Annotated in this window: 13 protein-coding genes, 1 tRNA gene and 1 pseudogene; 6 read left to right on the forward strand and 9 right to left on the reverse strand. The window is 67.3% G+C overall.

The genetic code is table 11. The features are described from left to right. Positions 1 to 134: 134 nt before the first annotated feature. From IPK69_08790 to IPK69_08805, 4 genes are all read right to left on the reverse strand, one after another. A complete protein-coding gene (locus IPK69_08790; GenBank protein ID QQS08098.1) occupies positions 135 to 1,763 on the reverse strand; it encodes a hypothetical protein in 1,629 nt (542 codons plus the stop codon). A 100-nt stretch (positions 1,764 to 1,863) separates the two neighbouring features. Next, complete coding sequence (locus tag IPK69_08795; protein QQS08099.1) at positions 1,864 to 2,610, reverse strand: GNAT family N-acetyltransferase; 747 nt, start codon at positions 2,608 to 2,610, stop codon at positions 1,864 to 1,866. Beyond that, positions 2,591 to 3,325, reverse strand: a complete 735-nt coding sequence (locus tag IPK69_08800; protein QQS08100.1) for an ATP-binding cassette domain-containing protein — start codon at positions 3,323 to 3,325, stop codon at positions 2,591 to 2,593. The genes IPK69_08795 and IPK69_08800 overlap by 20 nt, the downstream gene beginning before the upstream one ends. Next, a complete protein-coding gene (locus IPK69_08805; GenBank protein QQS08101.1) occupies positions 3,322 to 3,864 on the reverse strand; it encodes a hypothetical protein in 543 nt (180 codons plus the stop codon). Before IPK69_08805 ends, IPK69_08800 begins: the two co-directional genes overlap by 4 nt. 245 nt (positions 3,865 to 4,109) lie before the next feature. Here IPK69_08805 and IPK69_08810 point away from each other — a divergent pair, with 245 nt between their 5' ends. From IPK69_08810 to IPK69_08820, 3 genes are all read left to right on the forward strand, one after another. After that, complete coding sequence (locus IPK69_08810) at positions 4,110 to 5,045, forward strand: helix-turn-helix domain-containing protein (protein ID QQS08102.1); 936 nt, start codon at positions 4,110 to 4,112, stop codon at positions 5,043 to 5,045. A 240-nt stretch (positions 5,046 to 5,285) separates the two neighbouring features. After that, complete coding sequence (locus IPK69_08815; GenBank protein QQS08103.1) at positions 5,286 to 6,104, forward strand: hypothetical protein; 819 nt, start codon at positions 5,286 to 5,288, stop codon at positions 6,102 to 6,104. Positions 6,105 to 6,293: 189 nt separating this feature from the next. Continuing rightward, on the forward strand, positions 6,294 to 8,918 hold the full coding sequence (locus tag IPK69_08820; protein QQS08104.1) for a response regulator: 2,625 nt from the start codon (positions 6,294 to 6,296) through the stop codon (positions 8,916 to 8,918). 80 nt (positions 8,919 to 8,998) lie between these two features. On the opposite strand, the gene IPK69_08825 is transcribed toward IPK69_08820, so the two are convergent. Then, positions 8,999 to 9,676 carry a hypothetical protein gene (locus IPK69_08825; GenBank protein ID QQS10454.1) on the reverse strand — a complete coding sequence of 226 codons (678 nt, stop codon included), beginning with the start codon at positions 9,674 to 9,676 and terminating at the stop codon, positions 8,999 to 9,001. A gap of 520 nt (positions 9,677 to 10,196) precedes the next feature. Between IPK69_08825 and mutS the strand changes: the two genes are divergently transcribed. Further along, a complete protein-coding gene (gene mutS, locus IPK69_08830) occupies positions 10,197 to 13,187 on the forward strand; it encodes a DNA mismatch repair protein MutS (GenBank protein QQS08105.1) in 2,991 nt (996 codons plus the stop codon). Between the two features lie 6 nt (positions 13,188 to 13,193). Here mutS and IPK69_08835 read toward each other — a convergent pair whose 3' ends face one another. From IPK69_08835 to IPK69_08845, 3 genes are read right to left on the reverse strand one after another with little or no spacing between them, the layout of a single operon-like run. Further along, complete coding sequence (locus IPK69_08835; GenBank protein QQS08106.1) at positions 13,194 to 13,727, reverse strand: peptide chain release factor-like protein; 534 nt, start codon at positions 13,725 to 13,727, stop codon at positions 13,194 to 13,196. Between the two features lie 3 nt (positions 13,728 to 13,730). After that, complete coding sequence (tsaD, locus tag IPK69_08840) at positions 13,731 to 14,840, reverse strand: tRNA (adenosine(37)-N6)-threonylcarbamoyltransferase complex transferase subunit TsaD (GenBank protein QQS08107.1); 1,110 nt, start codon at positions 14,838 to 14,840, stop codon at positions 13,731 to 13,733. Beyond that, positions 14,837 to 16,558, reverse strand: coding sequence for a S41 family peptidase (locus IPK69_08845; GenBank protein ID QQS08108.1), 1,722 nt, complete (start codon positions 16,556 to 16,558; stop codon positions 14,837 to 14,839). The genes tsaD and IPK69_08845 overlap by 4 nt, the downstream gene beginning before the upstream one ends. A gap of 177 nt (positions 16,559 to 16,735) precedes the next feature. Here IPK69_08845 and hflX point away from each other — a divergent pair. Continuing rightward, positions 16,736 to 17,818 (forward strand): annotated as a pseudogene (gene hflX, locus IPK69_08850) (GTPase HflX). 391 nt (positions 17,819 to 18,209) lie between these two features. Here the strand turns inward: hflX and IPK69_08855 are convergent. Next, entirely contained in the window at positions 18,210 to 18,659 is a 450-nt protein-coding gene (locus IPK69_08855) for a hypothetical protein (GenBank protein QQS08109.1), read from the reverse strand. A 64-nt stretch (positions 18,660 to 18,723) separates the two neighbouring features. Here IPK69_08855 and IPK69_08860 point away from each other — a divergent pair. Continuing rightward, a tRNA-Thr gene (locus IPK69_08860) sits at positions 18,724 to 18,795 on the forward strand. Positions 18,796 to 19,048 lie beyond the last annotated feature (253 nt).

The raw sequence follows: 19,048 nt of genomic DNA on the forward strand, positions 1-19,048 counted from the left end.
CTTCGTCATGTCGGACTCTCCATGCGAAGAGACTTGGTCTAGCCGAGGGGGCGTTATGAAAATGTACGACAAGCACGAACAAATGGGTGACGGAGGCGAATGGTCGGCATGTGTATGGTATGGTCAGCCTGAAATTACCCCTCCCCATAGTTCACCGGCCTCATCTTGAATGGCTTGTCGAGGCACTGGATGAGGTAGCGCAGGGCGTCGACGGCGTGGTCGTTGCCGTCTTTCACGGGGACCATGCTCTCGGGCTTATCGGTGGGGAAGTGGTATCGCTCGAGGGACTCGATGAGCGTGGTGCAGCGACGGTGGACGAAGAGCCGCGGGCGCGGGTCGTCGGGGGTGTCGCTGGCGGGGCGGAGGCGGGCGCGGAGCATTTCCAGCCCATCGAGGATGCGCATGGGGCGTGAGCGGACGACGATGCCCGACTCGCGCATCGCGTCGATATGGCTCATGCCGGTCTGCCCGTCGCCCATGTGCCCGGCTGGGTCGGCGCCGACCCACTCGGGGGCGGGCCAGGGGGACTCGCGATACCCCTTGCCCTTCTTGATCGCGTCGATGTGCTCGGCGAGGACGACCATGGCCTCGGAGCGCTCGTCCACGATCCACAGGAAGCCCGACGCGTCGAGGATGGCGAAGACGACGACGGTGGGCGCGCGATAGCCGAAGTCCATCCCCGCGAGCACGCGCGATCCCTTGCCCAGGGGCGGGTCGGCGTCGAAGACGTGCACGGCAGGATCGAACTCGGGGAGGACGCTGTCGGAGCGGCGCGGATGGGTGCAGAGCATCTCGCTTGCCCAGGTGTAACGGCTGACGCGCGACTTCATCACGATCGCGTCGCTCACGCGGATGTGCCCGGCGGCGGACTCGGAACGCAACTTCGCCCGGCCCTGGCATTCTTCATAGAGGACGCAGGGCTTGCCGGCGTCGCTGGTGCAGGCGTGCTCGGGGCCACAGGTGGAGAGGACGTCGAGCACGCCCCAACGGAAGAGGGTTCGCGTGCCGGCATTGCAATCGTTGACGAGCGAGTGCATGAGGCCATGCGGGAGGTGCATGGTGCTGAGGCACTCGATGGTGCCGGGGACGTCGAACTCGCCGCAGCGTTTGGAGCGCGTGACGAGTTGGGCGGCCTCCCAGACCTCGCGCTTGAAGAGTTCGACCTCGTCGCAGCGGAGTTTCTGGACGCGTGTGCCACGGACGGAGGCCTGGGATTGCGCGAGGAGTTCGAGTTCCGAGCCGTTCTTGAGGATGAGGCGTTTGTCGGTGAGCGTGCCGTCGATCTGGTCGGCGAGGGCGGGGTGCTTGCGCGGGTCGAGGAGCCGGCGGAGGTGGGTGTGCATGCGGCGGGATTGATCGAGCGAGCCGCCGAGGACGCGGATCTCGATGCCGGGCTTAAAGAGGAGGTCGAGGAGCGTGGCGACGGCGCCGAGGAATGTTTTGCCGCCGCCGCGGTTGGCCCAGACGACGCAGTCGCGCGGCGGTGGTGTGGTTGTAGGTGTGGTGTCGGCTGATGGCGCGGTGTTGAAGACCTTGCCCTCGAAGAAGGAGTGGACGAGGTAGTCGAAGGGCGCGTGGTGTTCGGGCAGCATCGGCTCGCGCGCGACGCGCAGGTCGAGGTGGGTAACGAGCCACGCGTGGAGTTCGTCGGGAGTGCGCGGCGTCGTGGGGTCGAAGTCCGGGTGCGCGTGCGGCGAGGCCTCGGAGCCTTGGGATTCGGTGTCGGGCTTTGGCGTGCGCGTGCGGCGTCTGGCGCTGGGCAAGGGCGGCTCGCTTTCGGTGTGGATGTGCGGGGGGGAGAGGATGGCGGCGGAATGAAAAGGGCAGAGGGAGAGCGGGTGTGCTTGGTTCTTCGCGACTCGATCAGGGTGAGACGTAGACGCGTGCGGGGGCGACGATGGCGCTCACGGCCTTGAGCGCGATGTCGTCGAGGGGGGCGCTCGGCTCTCTCGCGAGACGCGTGAAGGAACGGTGCGCAAGGGCCCAGTCGCGGATCGCCTCGAGGATGGCGGGTCTGGCGAGGGCGCGCGATCGTCGCGCGGGGTCGGCGAGCGTCCAGGGCTTGACGCCGAGGTCGTCGAGGCGCTGCGCGAGGCGCACGCTCGCTTTGGTCGGCGGTCGGTGGATCTCGCGCATGCCGGCGCGCTCGAAGAAGGGGCAGAACGCGCCCATCGACGCGATGGCCTCGGTGAGCGGCGTGACGGGATGGTCGAGGTACGACGCGACGAGCCGACGGGCGATCCCCATGCCTCGGTGGCGCGGCTCGACGATGACGCGCGCGATCGTGCGCAGGTGGGCGTTGAGATACTGGGCACGCTCGCGGCGATCGGAGGCGGGCGGGGCGTCCTTGGTGAACTCGGGCCAGGCGGCGTCGCGCCAGGTCGCGTTGAGGGTCGGGAACGCGATGACGAGCACGCCGACGAGTTCGTCGTCGAGGACGGCCCGGCGGATCTCGCACGTGGTCGCGGGCGGGCCGGCGCGATAGTGATGGGCGGCAAGGGCGTCGTAGTCGCGCGCATCGCCCGGCTCGATGCGAACGCGATCGAGAGATGGCGAGGCGTAGGCCAATCGCCAGCGCGACGTGAGGCGATCAGCGAGCGGGGTCGTCATGCGATTTGTCCTTGATTTTCAGTCGTGCGGGCTTGCCGAGCGCGGTGACGACGAGCAGGGTGGGGGCGAGCCATTCGAGGACGTCGTCATGGGCCGTGCAGGCTACGACGCGCAGAACGCGTCCGGATTCGGCGGCCTCGTGCATCCATCGGCGCAGCGAGTGGCACAGGGCGCGGGAGGTCGCGCGATCGACGGTGGAGGCGAACTCGTCGAGGATCATGGTGGTGGGGCGACGCTTGGCGTGGTGGACCGCGCGGGTCATGGCGAGCGCGATCGTCAGGCGTGCCCGCTCGCCCTCGGAGAGTTCGTCGGGCGTGCGCGCCCAGAGGCGCGCGTCGGCGAGCCCCGCGCGGGCGAGCGTGCGGAGCGACTCGGCGGGGCTCTCGTTCCACAAATCGATGATCGCGCGATCCTGACGCGGGCGACGCGCCACGACGCAAGGCTGACGCGAGGCACGGACGCGTGCGGCGAGGGCGCGCAGGAGCGTGCTCTTCCCCGAGCCGCTGGGCCCGGTGACGAGCGCGATTGCGCCCGGTTTGAGCGTGTCGTGGAGCGATTTGGCGTCGTGCCTGGCTTGGGTGGACGCGTCGGTGTCCGTGGGTGAGCGTGCCGGGACGAGCGCGACCCCGAACGCCGCGCACGCCCGGCAGAGTCGCTCACTCGGCGGGCCGGAGCGCGACGACAACGGGACTTCGGCGCGAGAGGTGTGACTCATTGGTCACCTCCAAGATCGTCGAGCGCCACCTCGCCCCGCGCGAGTTTGCGGGCGAGGGCACGCTCGATGCTCGCGGCGTGGTCCGCCTGGCTGGCGATCGAGTCGTGGTAGCGACGGACGGTGTGGAGCGTGAGCCCGAGGCGCTCGGCGGCGTCGCGCTGCGAGCGGCCCTCGATGAAGCACGCCGTCGCCACCTTGCGACACGTCGAGGGCCAGAGGTCGCGCTGCGTGAGCACGAAGATGTAGCGAGGCGAGAGGAGGCGATGGACGAGGCGCTTGAGGCAGCGGCGGATGATGGAGGCCGAGGTCTTGAGCGTGAGGGCGAGTTGGACGGCCGACATCCCGTCGCGATAAGCCGCGACGATCAGCAGGCGTTCGTGGGTGGGTAGGGCTGCCGATCGCTCCAGGATGGTGGCAGAAATCGAACCCTCCATGCGCCGGCGTCGATCAGAGGCCGCGACGGGGTCGATCGGTGCGTATGTGTGGGCGGAATCGGTGCTCTGGCTGGCCGTAAACGTCTGATAATCAACGAACTCCATTCTTCGTCTCCTCGTTTCCAACGTAGTTGACGGGGTGGGAATTGGTTCGTAAACTAGAGAACCATGGACAATGTTCTACACAATACAGAACAAAAAGCAAGGATCTTGTTTGGTGTCTACACGAATCTGCGCGCAACGGTGGTGAGTGCGTGCAGGAATCTCGATGCCGTGCGACTTCTCGGGCGTATTTGTGCGCCCGTGCGGTGGCGTCGCTTTGTCGGGAGCGAGCGGCCATGAGTGGCGACATGAGCACAATGACGGCGGGTGGCTCAGGCGTCCCGGCGGGCGGCACCGGGGCGGCGATGCGCGCGCGACGACAGACGCTGGGCTGGTCGCTCCAGAAACTCGCCGACCTGCTCGGGTGCGCGAAGGGTTATCTCTCAGAGGTGGAGACGGGTCGGAGGCCGCCGCCGAGTGATGACGTGCTCGCGAAGGCGGAGGCGTTGATGATGATGCCCGGGGGAAGCCTGACGTCGATTGCTGGGTGGGAACGCGGGCTGAGTGCCGGCGGCAAGGTGGTCGAGGAGGAGTTTGCGAGACTTCGGCGTCAATCGGAATCAGCCAGGCGGCTCGCCGACTTGCTCAAGGCGCACGCGAAGAAGCCCGCAGACGATCCCACGAATGACCCCTCAAATGGCCATGAAAATCCGCTCGATCGGGCGTATGCCTCGGGCGAACTGCGTCGGCTGATCGAGCAGATCTCGCCCGGGGAGGGGACTTTGCTCTCGCCGACGCCGCTGCCCTCAATGCTCCCGACGGAGGTGCCGCTGATCAACAAGGTGGCGGCTGGATACCCGCGCGAGTTCACGGACATGACGTATCCGGCGCGCGTGGCCGACGAGTACGTGCGTTGCCCGGACGTGCAGGATCCGGACGCGTTTGCCGCGAGGGTGGTGGGGGACTCGATGTCTCCCGACTATGTGGAAGGGGACATCGTGGTCTTCAGCCCGTCGCGCGAGATCGAGTCGGGGCAGGACTGCTTCGTGCGTCTGGAGCGCGACCACGAGACGACGTTCAAGAGGGTGTACTTTGAACAAGACGCGTCGGGACGGGAGATGATCCGCCTGCAGCCGGTGAACAACGCGTACGCGCCGCGGGTGCTGGAACGGGAGGAGGTGGCAGGGTTGTACGCGGCCGTTCGCTCGATCCGGAACGTCGATCGGCGAGGGCCACGGGGATGAGGGTGGATGGGGATGCCCGGAACCGCGATGGAAGGGTGGACGTAGTGAGAGATGGCATGTATGTTGACTGGTCCGATTGGGCTTTGGCTGTCGAGTCGGGTTGTGATCGGGTCGGAATTTGAGCCGGGGCGAGTTTTCGGCTACCGTCCCACTCGCCAGCGGTTTCGTGGCTTTGGGAAACACCCACGAGTAAGCCGGAACCGGGGCACTGCACCGCGAACGCGGGAAATGGGAACGCACATGGCGAAGATGTTCTACACGCTCGATGAGACCGCCGCGAAACTCGGGAAGACGGCGGACCAGGTCCGCGAGATGGCGGCGAAGGGTCAGTTGCAGGAGTTCCGCGACCGCGATCGCCTGATGTTCAAGGTCGATCAGGTGGACCTGATGACCGGTGATAGCGCGATCCACCTTGCCGACAGCAAGGAGATGGACGCGATTGGTCTCGCGGGCTCGTCTGGCACCTCGATGCCTATGGAGACGCCCAAGGACTCGACGGGGATCAACATCTTCGATATCGACGGGACCGACGACGCCGACGCGAATGCCGTCACGCAGGTGACGAGCGGCCTGGGCGGCTTTGCCGACCCCGGCTCGAGCGGGTCGGGCTCGCGGGCCGGTCTCCTTGATCTCACGCGCGAGGCCGACGACACCTCGCTGGGCGCGGGGCTTCTGGATGATGTCTATGGCGGCGACACGGTGACGCAGGCGACGGCCGCGGCCGCCCCCGCGATTGGCGGCGGCGACGGTGGAGCGCTCTTCGAGTCGTCGGGGTACGACGCTCCCGAGATGTCGGGCGCGGGGGCCGCGATGGCGGGTGGCATGATGATGGTCGCCGAGCCGGTCGATGGCGCCGGCTCCGGTCTCGTTGGTGGCCTGGCCCTGGGCGCGATCGTCGCGCTGGGACTGGCGATCTTCGCGACGATCATGGGAATTTCCGGGGCCGCGGGGAGCGGTCTGCTCGCCTCGATCGGGGAGAACTTCATGATCGTGATCGGCGTGCTGGGCGGGTTCGCGGTGATCGCGGGCGTCCTGGGATGGGTGCTGGGCCGCCGATAATCAGAGCAACATCGAATGGATCATGCACGGCGCCGCCTCTCATTCTGGGCGGCGTTGTGCGATTTTGGGACGCGTGCGACTCGCCGACGTGGCGCACACGGCACATGGGCGCGCGATGAACGCGACTCGCCTGCCCTGTGGAGCCTTGCCCGTCGATAGACGACGCGGGATCGGGTTTGGCGCGCCGGCGTGAGTGGCGCGGCTTTCTCGGACCGCCCGGGCCTCGCCCGGCGGAGGTGCTCGGTGCGACAATCGGCCCGACGGAGTTGGCAAACCCTCGCGAAGGTGATCGGTGTCTGCGGCGTGGTGACGGCCGGGGTGCTGTTCGCGCACGAGCGGCTGATCGATCAGGCGGACCGTGCCGCTCAGGATGCGCACCTCCGGCGAGCCGAGACGATCGCGTCGCAGATCGACAGCGTGCTTGTTGGTGCCGAGGGCCAGGCGCAGGCGGTCGCGGGCGTGCTCGAGCGGTGGAGCGGCGATCAGGCCGAGTTGGTGGCGCTCCTGCAGGGTGCGGTGCGTCCGACATCGTCGAACGCCCCGGCGGGCGTGGGCGCGATCATCGAGCGCCAGGGCGAGAACGGTCTGGAGCGATTCGGCGCGTACGTGCGTCAGGAGTCGCCGACCGAGCCGCTCGACTGGTCCGTGCGTGACGAGCACATCACGCGCAGCGACTGGTTCAAGTCGCTCATGAACGGGAAAGACGCGGTCGTCGAACTCCCGGCGATGGACGTGAACGGCGAGGTCGTGATCCCCACCGGGCGGGCGCTTCGCGACGCCGAGGGCAAGGTCTTCGGGATGGTGCGCGTGGACACGCCCGCGTCGGCGATCAAGCGTCTGCTCATGACGGCGTCGCACGCCCCTGGTGAGATTGTGCACGCGGCGACGAGCGACGGGCGGTTGCTCGCGCACCCGTACGAGCACCGCGTGGTGACGAGCGCGGCGAGCGCGGACCCGCGTGTGCGGACGTCGCTCGACGTCGATGCCGCGGACGCGTTGGTGATGGCGGCCCGCGCGGGCGTCGTCCCCGGGAGTGCGCCGGGGGACTATGAAGAAGCGATTAGCCGGGCCCGCAGCAGCGGGATCACGGTGGTGGTCTCGACGGACCCGAGTGAGAAGCACGCCGAGAGCCGGATGCTGATGGTCCAGGCCGGCGCGATCACGCTGGCGGTCTGGGGGGCGGGCGTGGTGGTCGTGCTGGCGTCACGCAAGAGCGAGCGGCGTCTGTTCGCGATGCGGATCGAGACGGAGCGCATGGGCCGCTTCGGCACGTGGGCGTACGACGTTCGCGGGCGCCGCTTCCGCTGGTCTCCGGGCGTCTTCTCGCTCTTTGGCAAGGGCTTTGTGGGTGGGAGTGTCGGGTTGGAGGCGTTCATCAAGTTGTACGACGAGCAGGATCGCCAGGCGATGGCGGGCGCGTTCCTGGAGTCGTCCAAGCGCGGGGCCGCGGTCGATGTGATTGGCCGAGTCACGATGCCCGACGGCACGACGGCGCACCATCAGATCCTCGGGCAACCGGAGGTCGATATGCGCGGGCGCGTCGTGCGCCTGGTGGGCACGGTGCAGGACATCTCCGAGCGGATGCGGTATGAGAAGGCGCTTGAGCAGGCCAAGCACGTGGCCGAGGCGGCGAGCGCGGCGAAGACCGAGTTCCTCGCCAACATGAGCCACGAGATCCGCACGCCCATGAACGCGATCCTGGGCTTCGCGGACCTGCTCAGCGAGTCGGCGGTGGGCCCGGGCCAGACCGACGCGATCGACACCATCCGGCGCAATGGCGAGCACCTGCTCGCGATCATCAACGACATCCTGGACATCTCCAAGATCGAGGCGGGCCAACTCCAGGTCGAGTCGATCGAGACCTCGCCGCTGGTGATCCTCGACGACGTGCACGCGATGATGATCGCGCGAGCCAGGGCCAAGGGATTGGAGTTGCGTGTGGAGCGGGCCTTCCCGCTTCCCTCGACGATCACGTCGGACCCGACGCGGTTGCGTCAGATCCTCGTGAACCTTGTGAGCAACGCGATCAAGTTCACCGAGCGCGGGCGGGTCGTCATCCGCTGCTCCTTGGAGCAGGCGTCGTACCAGCGGTCGCAACTGCGATTCGAGGTCGAGGACACGGGCATCGGCATCAAGGACGAGGACCTCGCGAAACTCTTCAAGCCGTTCTCTCAGGCGGACAACTCGATGGCGCGTCGCTTCGGCGGGACGGGCCTGGGCCTGGCGATCTCGCGTCAACTCGCGTCGATGCTGGGGGGCGAGATCACGGTGGACAGCAGCGAGGGCCGGGGAAGCACCTTCTCGCTCACGATCGCGACGGGCCTGCTCGACGACAGTGTGATGGTGCAGGCGCCGGTCGAGCAGATGGCCATGGATCCCAAACGCTCGCCGCGCACCATCCAGACGCACACGGATCGTCTGGAGGGGCGCATCCTCCTGGCCGAGGACGGCGAGGACAACCAGCGTCTCATCGCGTTCCACCTCCGGCGGGCCGGGGCGGAGGTTGAGATCGTCGAGAACGGTCGCAAGGCGATCGAGCGCATCACCGAGGCGGTCGCCCAGAACACCCACTTCGACATCGTGGTGATGGACATGCAGATGCCCGACATGGATGGGTACTCCGCAACGGCCGAGTTGCGACGCCTGGGATACACCGCGCCGATCATCGCGCTGACCGCCCATGCGATGGTGGGCGATCGCGATCGCTGCATCGCCGCGGGGTGCTCGGACTATGCGACCAAGCCGATCGACAAGAACGCGCTCATCACGACGTGCGCGAAGTGGCTGGCGCACGAGCGACGCGCGGCGGCGTGAGTGATTGCACACTCACCGCTCTGGAGAGCGGGCCACCTCATGCGTCGCTCCGCGCTGGACGTGGAGTCAAACGGAGTTTCTTAGCACCCGTTCTGGAAGCGGGAGAGGAAGTAGAGCAGGTCGTCGATCGTGACGGCCCCATCCGTTGTGCCTGTGCCCGTGCCGTTGTCCTCGTCGGCGGCCACGGCACCTTGCTGGAAGATGGTGATGTAGAAGAGCAGATCATCGATGGTGACGGCCCCGTCGGGCGTGCCCTCGCCGCTGCCATCGTCCACATCGGCGATGCAGGTCGGCGTGGAGGGGCCACGCTCGGCGATCGCGAAGCGGGTCACGGCGTGGGTGGCGATGACGTTGTTCCACTCGCCGCTGCTCCCGAGCATCTCGGTGTAACTCTCGACGCCGATGTTGTTGGGCTCGCCGGGATTCCAGTTGGTGTAGGTCACGGGCTCGCCGCTGATCCAGGCGTAATCGCCGGGCGAGGCGGCGTCGGTGAATCCGATCCACGCGCGGCGGTCGGCGCCATCGAAGCCCAGGACCTGGGAGTTCACAAAGAGATTCTCGTCGGCATCATTGATCGTGACGAGGTGCCCGCCCAGCGCGACGGCGGTCGACTCGGCTGTGTTCCAATCGGTCGCCTCGTAGAGCAAGTACTCGTGTCCGTTGGCGGAGTTTGAAATGGGACCGGCGATGATGCCCGAGGCGATCTCGAGGGAGCCGGCGCCGAAGCCCGTGGCCGAGAACGCGCCGAGGCGGATCATGTAGGTCTGCCCGAGTTCCGCGTTGAAGCCGACGGAGGATTGCAAGCCGCACGAGTCGTCGTTGCAGGCGATGGATTCTGAGCCTGGACAGCCGCAGCCGAGGTAGACGGCGATCTTGGTGTCGAACGCGGCAAGGTTGCAGGTGCGCACGATGGTGGGCCCGCCCTCGCTGGGCGTCCAGCAGAACCAGACGTCGTTGAAGATGTCGCCACATGTGGCCGCGGAGCCATCGGTGGTGGAGAGATTGTTGTCGAAGGCGAACTGTCCGAAGCCGCTGAGCGATTCGGGTGTGGAGCAGGAGTCGTTGGCAGGCTGGGCAAGGGCGACGGATCCGGCGAGAGCGACGGCGCAAACGGCGACGAATGGCTTCGTGTTCATGGTGACAACTCCTCTTGTCGGGGGTGCGGATTTCAAGAGCGGGTACGGCCCTTTCGCACGAGACTTTCAGCATACACGAAATCGGGGCACGCGCCGAGTGGGAATCCGGGTTCGATTCGGTGGGCGTCCGTATGCTTCGCCCGTGCCTCGCGCCAAGCCCCCTTCCAACCCGCCCAGGGACGTGCCCGACGCCCCCGCTCAGCCAAAGCCCGCGAGTGCGGCGAAGCTGGCCGACCCGCGCCAGACGCCGGCGATGCAGCAGTGGACGCGTTTCAAGAAGCGATACCCCGATTGCGTGCTGCTCTTTCGGATGGGCGATTTTTATGAGACGTTCGACGACGACGCGGTGACGGTCTCGAAGGCCCTGGGGCTGACGCTGACGCAGCGCACGGCGGGCGTCCCGATGGCGGGCGTGCCCTTCCACCAACTCGACACGTACCTGCGTCGCCTGGTGGCGCAGGGGTACCGCGTGGCGGTGGGGGAGCAGTTACAGGACGCCTCGCTCGCGAAGGGCGTCGTGCCGCGGGCTGTGACGCGCGTGGTCACGCCGGGGATGGTGGTAGACGACGCGCTCCTGGAATCCGACGCGGCGAGCACGCTGGGGTGCGTGATCGTGCACGAGACCGAGCGTGGCGACATGGCCTTCCTGGCCGTGGTCGATCTGTCCACGGGCGCGTTCAGGATCTCGGATATGCCGGCGGCGTCGCTCGTGGACGAGTTGTCGCGCGCGGGCGTGCGTGAGTTGCTCTACCCCGAGCCGGTTGTCGCGCGAGGCGTGAAGGCGGGGAGCGCCAAACCCCACATAGAGATCGAGCGTGCGTTGCGTGCGCTCTCGATCTCGGGCACGCTCAGGCCTGGCTGGCACTTCCGTCAGGACGAGTCGCGCGAGGCGCTCCTGTCGCACTATGGCGTGAAGACGCTCGCGGGATTCGGCCTGCGCGACGCCGATCCGGTCGTCGGGCCGGCGGGCGCGATCCTGCGATACATCAAGGAGACACAGACGCTCAGCGAGGAGGACACACAGGGCCTCGAGAACGCGCCGGGCGTGCACCTGGCGCGGGTGACGCTGGGGCACATCAGGCCGCCGACGCGCGTGCAGGGCGAGCGGTTCTGCATCATCGACGCGGTGACGCTGCGGAGCCTGGAGATCGAGCGGACGATGCGCGCCGGGGCGGGCGTGTCGAGCGGCGGCACGGGAGCAGATCGCTCGCTTGTGGGGTGCTTCTTGGGCGGCACCGGCGAGAAGTCGTGCAGCAAGACGCCGATGGGAAGGCGGCTTCTCGCGCAGTGGCTCGTCACGCCGCTGCGAGAGGTGGCGGCGATCGAGGCTCGCCAGCGCGTGGTCGCGTGTCTGGTGGAGGACCGCGTGCTCGCCGAGCGACTGGGCGAAGAGTTGGGCGCGATCCAGGACGTGGCGCGCATCGCAGGTCGATTGTCGCTCGGGCGGTCGTCGCCCAGGGACGTTGTCGGCTTGGCACGATCATTGACGCACGCGCCGGCGTTGGCGGATCTTCTCGATGCACCGGCGACGCGCGGGCTGCGCGATCGGCTGGTGAACGCCGCGGCGGCAACCGAGGGCTGGGCGAGGCGCGTGGTCGGGGCGTGCGTGGAATCGCCGCCGGCCCATCTCCGCGAGGGCGGGCTGTTCGTCGACGGGTTCGACACGGAACTTGATGAGTGCCGACTGCTCGAGCGCGACGCGGGGAGTTGGCTCTCGGCGTACCAAGCACGGTTGATCGAGGAGCACGACCTGCCCTCGCTCAAGGTCGGGTACAACCGCGTCTTCGGGTACTACATCGAGTTGCCCCAGGCACAGGCGCGGAGCGCGCCCGCGGCGTTGACGCGTACGCAGACGCTCAAGAATGCCGAACGCTTCACGACACCCGAACTCCGCGAGTTCGAGCAGAAGGTGACGAGCGCGCGATCGCGCGGGCTTGAGCGAGAGCGCGTGCTGCTGGCGGGGGTGTGCGACGAGGCGCTGGCGCTCCTGGAGTCGGTCCTGGACTTTGCCGAAGCGGTAGCGGAACTCGACGCGCTCGGCGCGTTCGCCCAGAAGGCGCAGCGCAAGGGCTGGGTGAGGCCCGAGGTGGTGCAGGAGGCCGTGCTGGACATCGAGCAGGGGCGGCATCCGGTGCTGGACGACGTGCTGGGCACGGGATTCGTGCCCAACGACGCGCGCCTTGGCACGGGGAAGCCCGGCGATTCGAACGCGTCGCTCGCGCTCCTGACGGGACCGAACATGGCGGGCAAGAGCACGTTCATCCGGCAGACGGCACTCCTGGCGCTCCTGGCGCTCACGGGGAGTTTTGTGCCCGCGAAGCGCGCGACGGTCGGCGTGATCGACCGGATCTTCACGCGGATCGGGGCCGACGACGCGCTGCACGCGGGGCAATCGACCTTCATGGTCGAGATGATCGAGACGGCGAACATCCTGAACCACGCGACGCCCCGGTCGCTCGTGGTCCTCGACGAGATCGGGCGCGGCACGAGCACGCTCGATGGGCTGAGCCTCGCCTGGGCGATCGCCGAGCATCTCGCGGGGACCGGCGACGCGTTCGGCCCGCGCACGCTCTTTGCCACGCACTATCACGAACTCACCGATCTCGAGGAGCGATTGGCGGGAAGGGTGAAGAACCTTCACGTGCTCGTGCGTGAGTGGCCGCCGGGCGATCCGCAGGCGCAGATCGTGTTCCTGCACCGCATCAAGCCCGGGAAGACGGACCAGTCATATGGCGTGCACGTGGCGCGCCTGGCGGGCGTGCCGACGGGCGTGATCGAGCGGGCGCGCGAGGTGCTCGGCTCGCTCGCGGTGCACCACGGGCCGATGGTCCAGGCGCCTTTGGGTCGGGACGAGGCCGCCGGGAGCGTGGGAGGCGCGACTCCCAGGTCCGGACGTTCCGCGAAGCCGCGTGGTGCTCTGAAGGTTCCGTCGCGCGAGACGATGATGGATCACCCTGATGACGCCGGGCAGATGTCGCTCTTCACGCGATACGTCTCGCACCCGGTCGTCGAGGAGTTGCGCGAGGTGAAGATCGATTCGCTGACGCCCCTGCGGGCGTTTGATCTCCTGCGCGAGATCGTCGGTCGCGTGCACGCCGACGAGTCGTCTTCGAACACACCTCCGAAGGACTGATCGTCGTCACTTGAGCGGGTGCAACCCTCGGGCCTCGCGTTCCTTGTTCATCAGGACGAACGCGTGGGGGTGGTCCTTCACGAGTTTCACGAGTTGGCTCATCGAGCAGCCCAGGCGAAGGGCGGCGGTCTTGGCGTCCCAGGCCGCGGCGGCGATCACGTCGAGCGCCTCGGCGAGCATCGCGGGAAAGTCCGCGTGCTCGGGGTTGCAGGCGACGCGCCCGCCACGCGTGCGCGAGAGCCAGAGTGCCGAGCGGATCTCGCCAAGACCGACGGGGGCGCGGCAGTGCGATGCAAGGAGCAATCGAAGGCGGAAGATCGCGACGCTGCGATTCTCGCTCTGGCTCCGGCGTTCGTCGGCATGGGCCTCGATCCCCGTGGGCGAGTGCAGGAGCGTGACCTTGGTCTCGACCTTGTTGCGGTGCTGCCCGCCCGGGCCCGAGGCGCGCCCGCGACCGATCTCGCACGACTCGAGGAGATCCTCGATCGCGAGCGTCGCGGGGTGGGGCGCGGGGACGAGTATGGTGCCCGTCGTCGCCATGCGTCAGGTCGCGCTCGTGGTGGGGATGGCCTTGAGGTCCAGTCCGCTCGACTCGCCCGAGGCGAGGAGTGTTGCGCCAAGGCCGGCGATCATGGCGGCGTTGTCCACGCAGAACTCCATCGGCGGGATGTGGAGCGTGAGGGCGTGGGCCTTGGCGAAGGCGGCGAGTTCGGCGCGGAGGCGTGAGTTGGCCGTCACGCCGCCGCCGGCGACGAGGGTCGAAACGGCGTTGCCCTCGCTACGCACGCGAGCAAGCGCCCGCTCGAGTTTCAGGATCACCGCCTTGCACGCGGCCCTTTGGAATGATGCCGCGAGGTCGGGGAACTGCTCGCGGGGCACGGGGATCGAGGGATGCTCGGCGTTCTTCCCCGGCACGCCGCGCACGGCATAGAGGAGCGCCGTCTTCAGCCCGGAGAATGAGAAATCCAACGACTCGGGCGAGAGCCGGCTGATGGGCATGTCGAAGGCACGGTCGTTGGCGTTGGCTGAACGCGCGAGGCGATCGAGTTCGGGTCCGCCCGGGTAGGGAAGTCCCAGGATCTTCGCGCCCTTGTCGTAGGCCTCGCCGAGCGCGTCGTCGATGGTCGAGCCGAGACGAGCGAGGTTGGTCCACGAGCGGACGAGGTACATCGAGGTGTGCCCGCCACTGACGACCAGGCCGAGCGCGGGAAGGGCGAGGGTTGGGAGCGAGGATGGTTCGACGGGGCGATCGTCGTCGGCCCTTACGAGCGCACCGGAATAGAGATGGGCATGGACGTGATCGACGCCGATGAGGGGTTTGTCGAGCGCCCACGCGAGGGCCTTCGCCGCCGACACGCCGACGAGGAGCGAGCCGATCAGGCCCGGGCGATTGCCCACGGCGATCGCGTCGATCATGCCAAGCCCGACGCCCGCCTCGGCGAGCGCGCGGCGAATGACCGGAAGGATTCGCTCGACGTGCGCCCGACTGGCGAGTTCGGGAACGACGCCCGCGTATTCCTCGTGGATCTCGTGCTGTGAGGCCACCACGCTCGACAGCACGACGCGACCATCTCGAACCACGGCGGCGGCGGTCTCGTCGCACGAGGACTCGATCCCCAGCACCGCCGCGCGACCAAGAGCGACACTGGTCACGGCGCGGGGGCTTCCTTCTCGCCCGGTGTGGTCGAATCGCCCGAAGGCTTCGCCGCGGTTGAATCGGGCGTGCCCTCTTTGGTGACGAGGTCCGACGCCTGCAGCCAGCGCTCGAGCGTTCGCCCGGTTATCTTTTTGCCCTTGATATCGAGGATCGCGATCACGTGCCCATCTTTGTCCTTCACCTCGACCACGCCGCCGGCGAGGTCGGCGTCATCGGGCAAAAGATCCTGCGGCTCGATGGAATCCCCCGCGGCGGTCTCGAGCGCGCTGATCCGCTTAGCGGTTCGCTCGAGTTCGCGCTCGAGGCGCTCCTGGAGTCGCACCGCGTCCTGCAGTTCGGCCATCGCGATCTTCTGCGTCTGGTGCTCGCTCTCGCCGGAGCCTTTCCATTCACCCGTCGCGATCTTGCCGCGGACGGCGTTGACGGCGGCCGAAAGTTGCTTGTCATGCAGCGTCGAGAGGACCCAGTCGGCGTTGGTCCATTGCCCGTCGTCCTCGCCGCCGCCCTGGCGGAGCACCTCGAGTTTGCGGCGGACGTCGAGCATGTCGCCCACCTCCTCGTCGCTCATGGGTACATAGAACCCCGGCGAGGGATCGACGCCCCAGGTCTCCGAGTCATCGGTGCGTGTGAGGCTGCGCCCGCTGGGGAGGTAGTACCCCTGCTCGGTGAGTTTGAGTTCGCCGAGTTCGCCCTTGGCGAGGGTGTGGACGGTCTGGACGCTGCCTTTTCCGAAACTCCGCGAGCCGACGGCGATGGCGCGGTTGTTCTCGACGAGCGCGCCCGAGAGGACCTCGCTCGCCGACGCGGACTGTCCGTTGAGCAGGATCGCGATGGGGAACTCGGGGAGCGTCCCGGGGTCACGCGCGACGGCGGTCTCTTCCTTGTGGGCGCGGCCTCGTGTCGAGACAATCGTGCCATCCTTGAGGAACAGGTCGGCGATCGCGATCGCCTCGCCCAGGACGCCGCCGGGGTTGAATCGCAGGTCGAGCACGAGGCCCTTGACGTTGCCCTTGTCGGCGTCGATGGAGAGGAGCGCCTCGGCGAGCTCGCGGGCGCATCCGGGCGTGAACTGCGTGAGGCGGATGTACGCGATGCCGTGGTCCGGATCGATGGTGTACATCCACTTGTTGCCGTCCTGATCCTGGCGGTGGAATCCCTTGACCGAGCGCGTCTTGATGCGCTCGCGGACGATCGTGACCTCGAGTTTCTCGCCCTGGCGGTCGATCGTGAGTTTCACGGGCGTGCCCGGCTCGCCCACGAGGAGTTCGACGCACTTCTGGACGGTGAGTTTGTGCGTGCTCTTGCCATCGATCTCCAGGACGCGGTCGTCGGGCATCAGCCCCTCGCGAAACGCGGGCGAGTCCTCGAGGGGCGTCTGGATGGTGAGATAGTCGTCCTGGATGAAGACCTGGGCGCCGATGCCGACATACTCGCCGGTGAGGCTCTTGTTGAAGTCCATCGCGTCGGCGGGGGGGACATACTCCGAGTACGGATCGTTGAGCGCCTCGAGCATCCCCTTGATCGCGCCCTCCTGGAGTTTGGTCTCGTCCACCTCGCGGACGAACTTCTGTTCGACCAGGTGCTTGATGTCCACGACGGCATCGACAAAGGTGTAATCCGTCCGCCGGGCGAGCGCGAGCGTCGAGCCGAAGACGGCCGCCCCGAGGATCACCAGGAGCGACAGATCGAACCACAGGCGAGAACGACGGATCATGCTTCGACTCCTCCGCACACCCCACACGTGACGCACCCCGCCCGATGATGCACCTTATTGGAGCATCGGCGTCATTCTAGCGCGGCTCCATATCATCCCTTTCCGTTCGATCCTTCGCGTCCGCCTGTTCCGCACTGCCTTTTCCCTATGTCCAAGAAAGAACGCTCATCGCTGGAGGTGCAGAGCGAGCGTGCGGTGTTGGCCGCCGTTCGACTGCCCGAGGACCATTTTGACGCCGCCAATCCGTTCGGCGAGTTGCGAGCCCTTGCCGAGCAGGCGGGCGCGGTGGTCGTCGGTGAACTCTCGCAGAACCTGCAGCGCCCCGTGACGGGGACGTACATGGGCACGGGGAAGATCGAGGAACTCAAGGCGCTCTGCGAGACACTGAACGCCGCCACCGTGATCTTCGACCACGACCTCTCTCCCAAGCAGATCTCGTCGATCGAGCAGGCGATCGGACGGAAGGTCGTCGACCGCTCGGAACTCATCCTCGACATCTTCGCCGGGCGCGCCACGACGCACGAGGCGAAACTCCAGGTCGAACTCGCGCAACTCGAGTACACCTATCCGCGTCTCCGCGCCATGTGGGACCACCTCGAGCGCATCGTGGGCGGCGGCGGGGTCGCGGGGATCGGCACGCGCGGTCCCGGTGAGCAGCAGTTGGAGATCGACCGGCGCCTCGTGCAGAAGCGGCGCCTCGCGCTCGAGCGACAACTCCACGACATCCAGGCACGCAAACGCCGCGAGGTCGCCTCGCGAAACGCCGAGCACTTCACCATCGGCCTCGTCGGCTACACCAACGCCGGCAAGAGCACGCTCTTCAACACCCTGACCTCGGGCGGGGCGTACGCCGACGATCGTCTCTTCGCGACGCTCATGACGCGCACGCGCCAGTGGGACCTGGGCGACTCGGTGCGCGTGATGCTCTCGGACACCGTTGGCTTCGTGCGGGATCTCCCCCACAATCTCATCGCGTCGTTCAAGGCGACGCTCGAGGAGGCGACGCACGCCGACGTCCTGCTCATCGTGCTCGACGTCTCGGATCCCGCGGTGGAGATGCACCTCAACACCGTGACCACCACGCTCGACGAACTCTTCGAGGAACTCGAGGAGGAACTCGCCGACTCTCCCGACGAGCACGACCGTCGCTGGGAGCGCCCGCGTCGGATCCTGCTGCTCAACAAGGCCGACCGTCTCAAGGACAACACGGACCTGCTCGTCTGGCTGCGCAAGCATCCCGACGCGATCCCGCTCTGCGCGCTCCCCGCGTCGCCCGGCATGCCGATCCCGCTCGGCCAGGCCGAACTCGCCGATCGCATCCGGGGCATGGCCCGCGGCGAGGTCCGCGACGTCGTCGTCACGCTCCCCACGCGCGACGCGAAGTTCATCCAGAGGATCGAGGCCCAGGGCATCGTCCGCGACCGCGAGTATCACGACGACCGCGTGGTGATCCACGTGCGCATCGGGCTGCGGCAACTCGCGCTCTGCAAGGCCGCGGGCTCACGCCTCACCGTCGCCGACGAGCACGGCGAGCCAATCTCACTGAACTTCGGCCCCGCCCCCAAGCCCAAGCCGACACCCGGCCTTCCTGGAAGGCCCGGGTGGAGCAAGGCCGCAAGTACCGATCAATCCTGACAAGCCGTGCTCGACATCACGGCTGGGGCGCCGGCTCCGGCTGGATCGGGTCGGGCGGGTTGTCCGACAACAGCCGGGCGATCTCGGCCCGCTGCTCGGAGAAGGCCACGATCTGATCGAGGTGGGCCCCGATGACCTGACGCGTACGGACCGTCGTAGCCGGGTTCCGCACGAGCGTCGCTAGGACGCGCGTGTGGTCTTCCGAGAAGCCGCTATTGGAACTCAAGCAGTGCACGATTCTGAGTTGGTCGCACTCTTCGAGGTCGGGCTTGGCGGCGATCTGCTCCAAGACGTCGGCCCGCTCGCCGGAGAACTGCACCCGGCACGCCGCGTCCACCGCCGGGGTGTACCGCCCCATCGTCGGGTCGGTCGGAACCGTCCGGCAGCCACCCAGAAACCCACTCAGGGCGGCCATTCCGAGTGTGGCAAGGGCGACGGAAACGCTGGCTCGACGCATTTGGTTCATGGAACTGGACTCCTGCTCGCCGACCCCCGATACTTCACCCCACCCGTGATTCGCCACGGGTGATGCCACCTTAGCTCAGCGGTAGAGCGATGCTTTCGTAAAGCATAGGTCCAGGGTTCAAATCCCTGAGGTGGCTTTTTCGTGCTTTGGTTGGGTGTTTGCCCAATAACTCCACGCATACAGACCGCCTCATGCCGTCACCCTCAGCGATTGGGCCTCCCAATTCAGGTTCCGCAGGAACTTCCAGACGGTCGATACGTCTATACAACTCGGTCGGAAGAACTGTTGATGGGGCGAGTGTTCCGGCTCGACGCGTTTCGATGCAATGAGGTTCGATCACTGTGTGCCGCACACCCGGGCGTTCCACAATGATCGATTCCAACCGCGAT

The organism is Phycisphaerales bacterium, from assembly GCA_016699835.1.
GTDB lineage: Bacteria > Planctomycetota > Phycisphaerae > Phycisphaerales > UBA1924.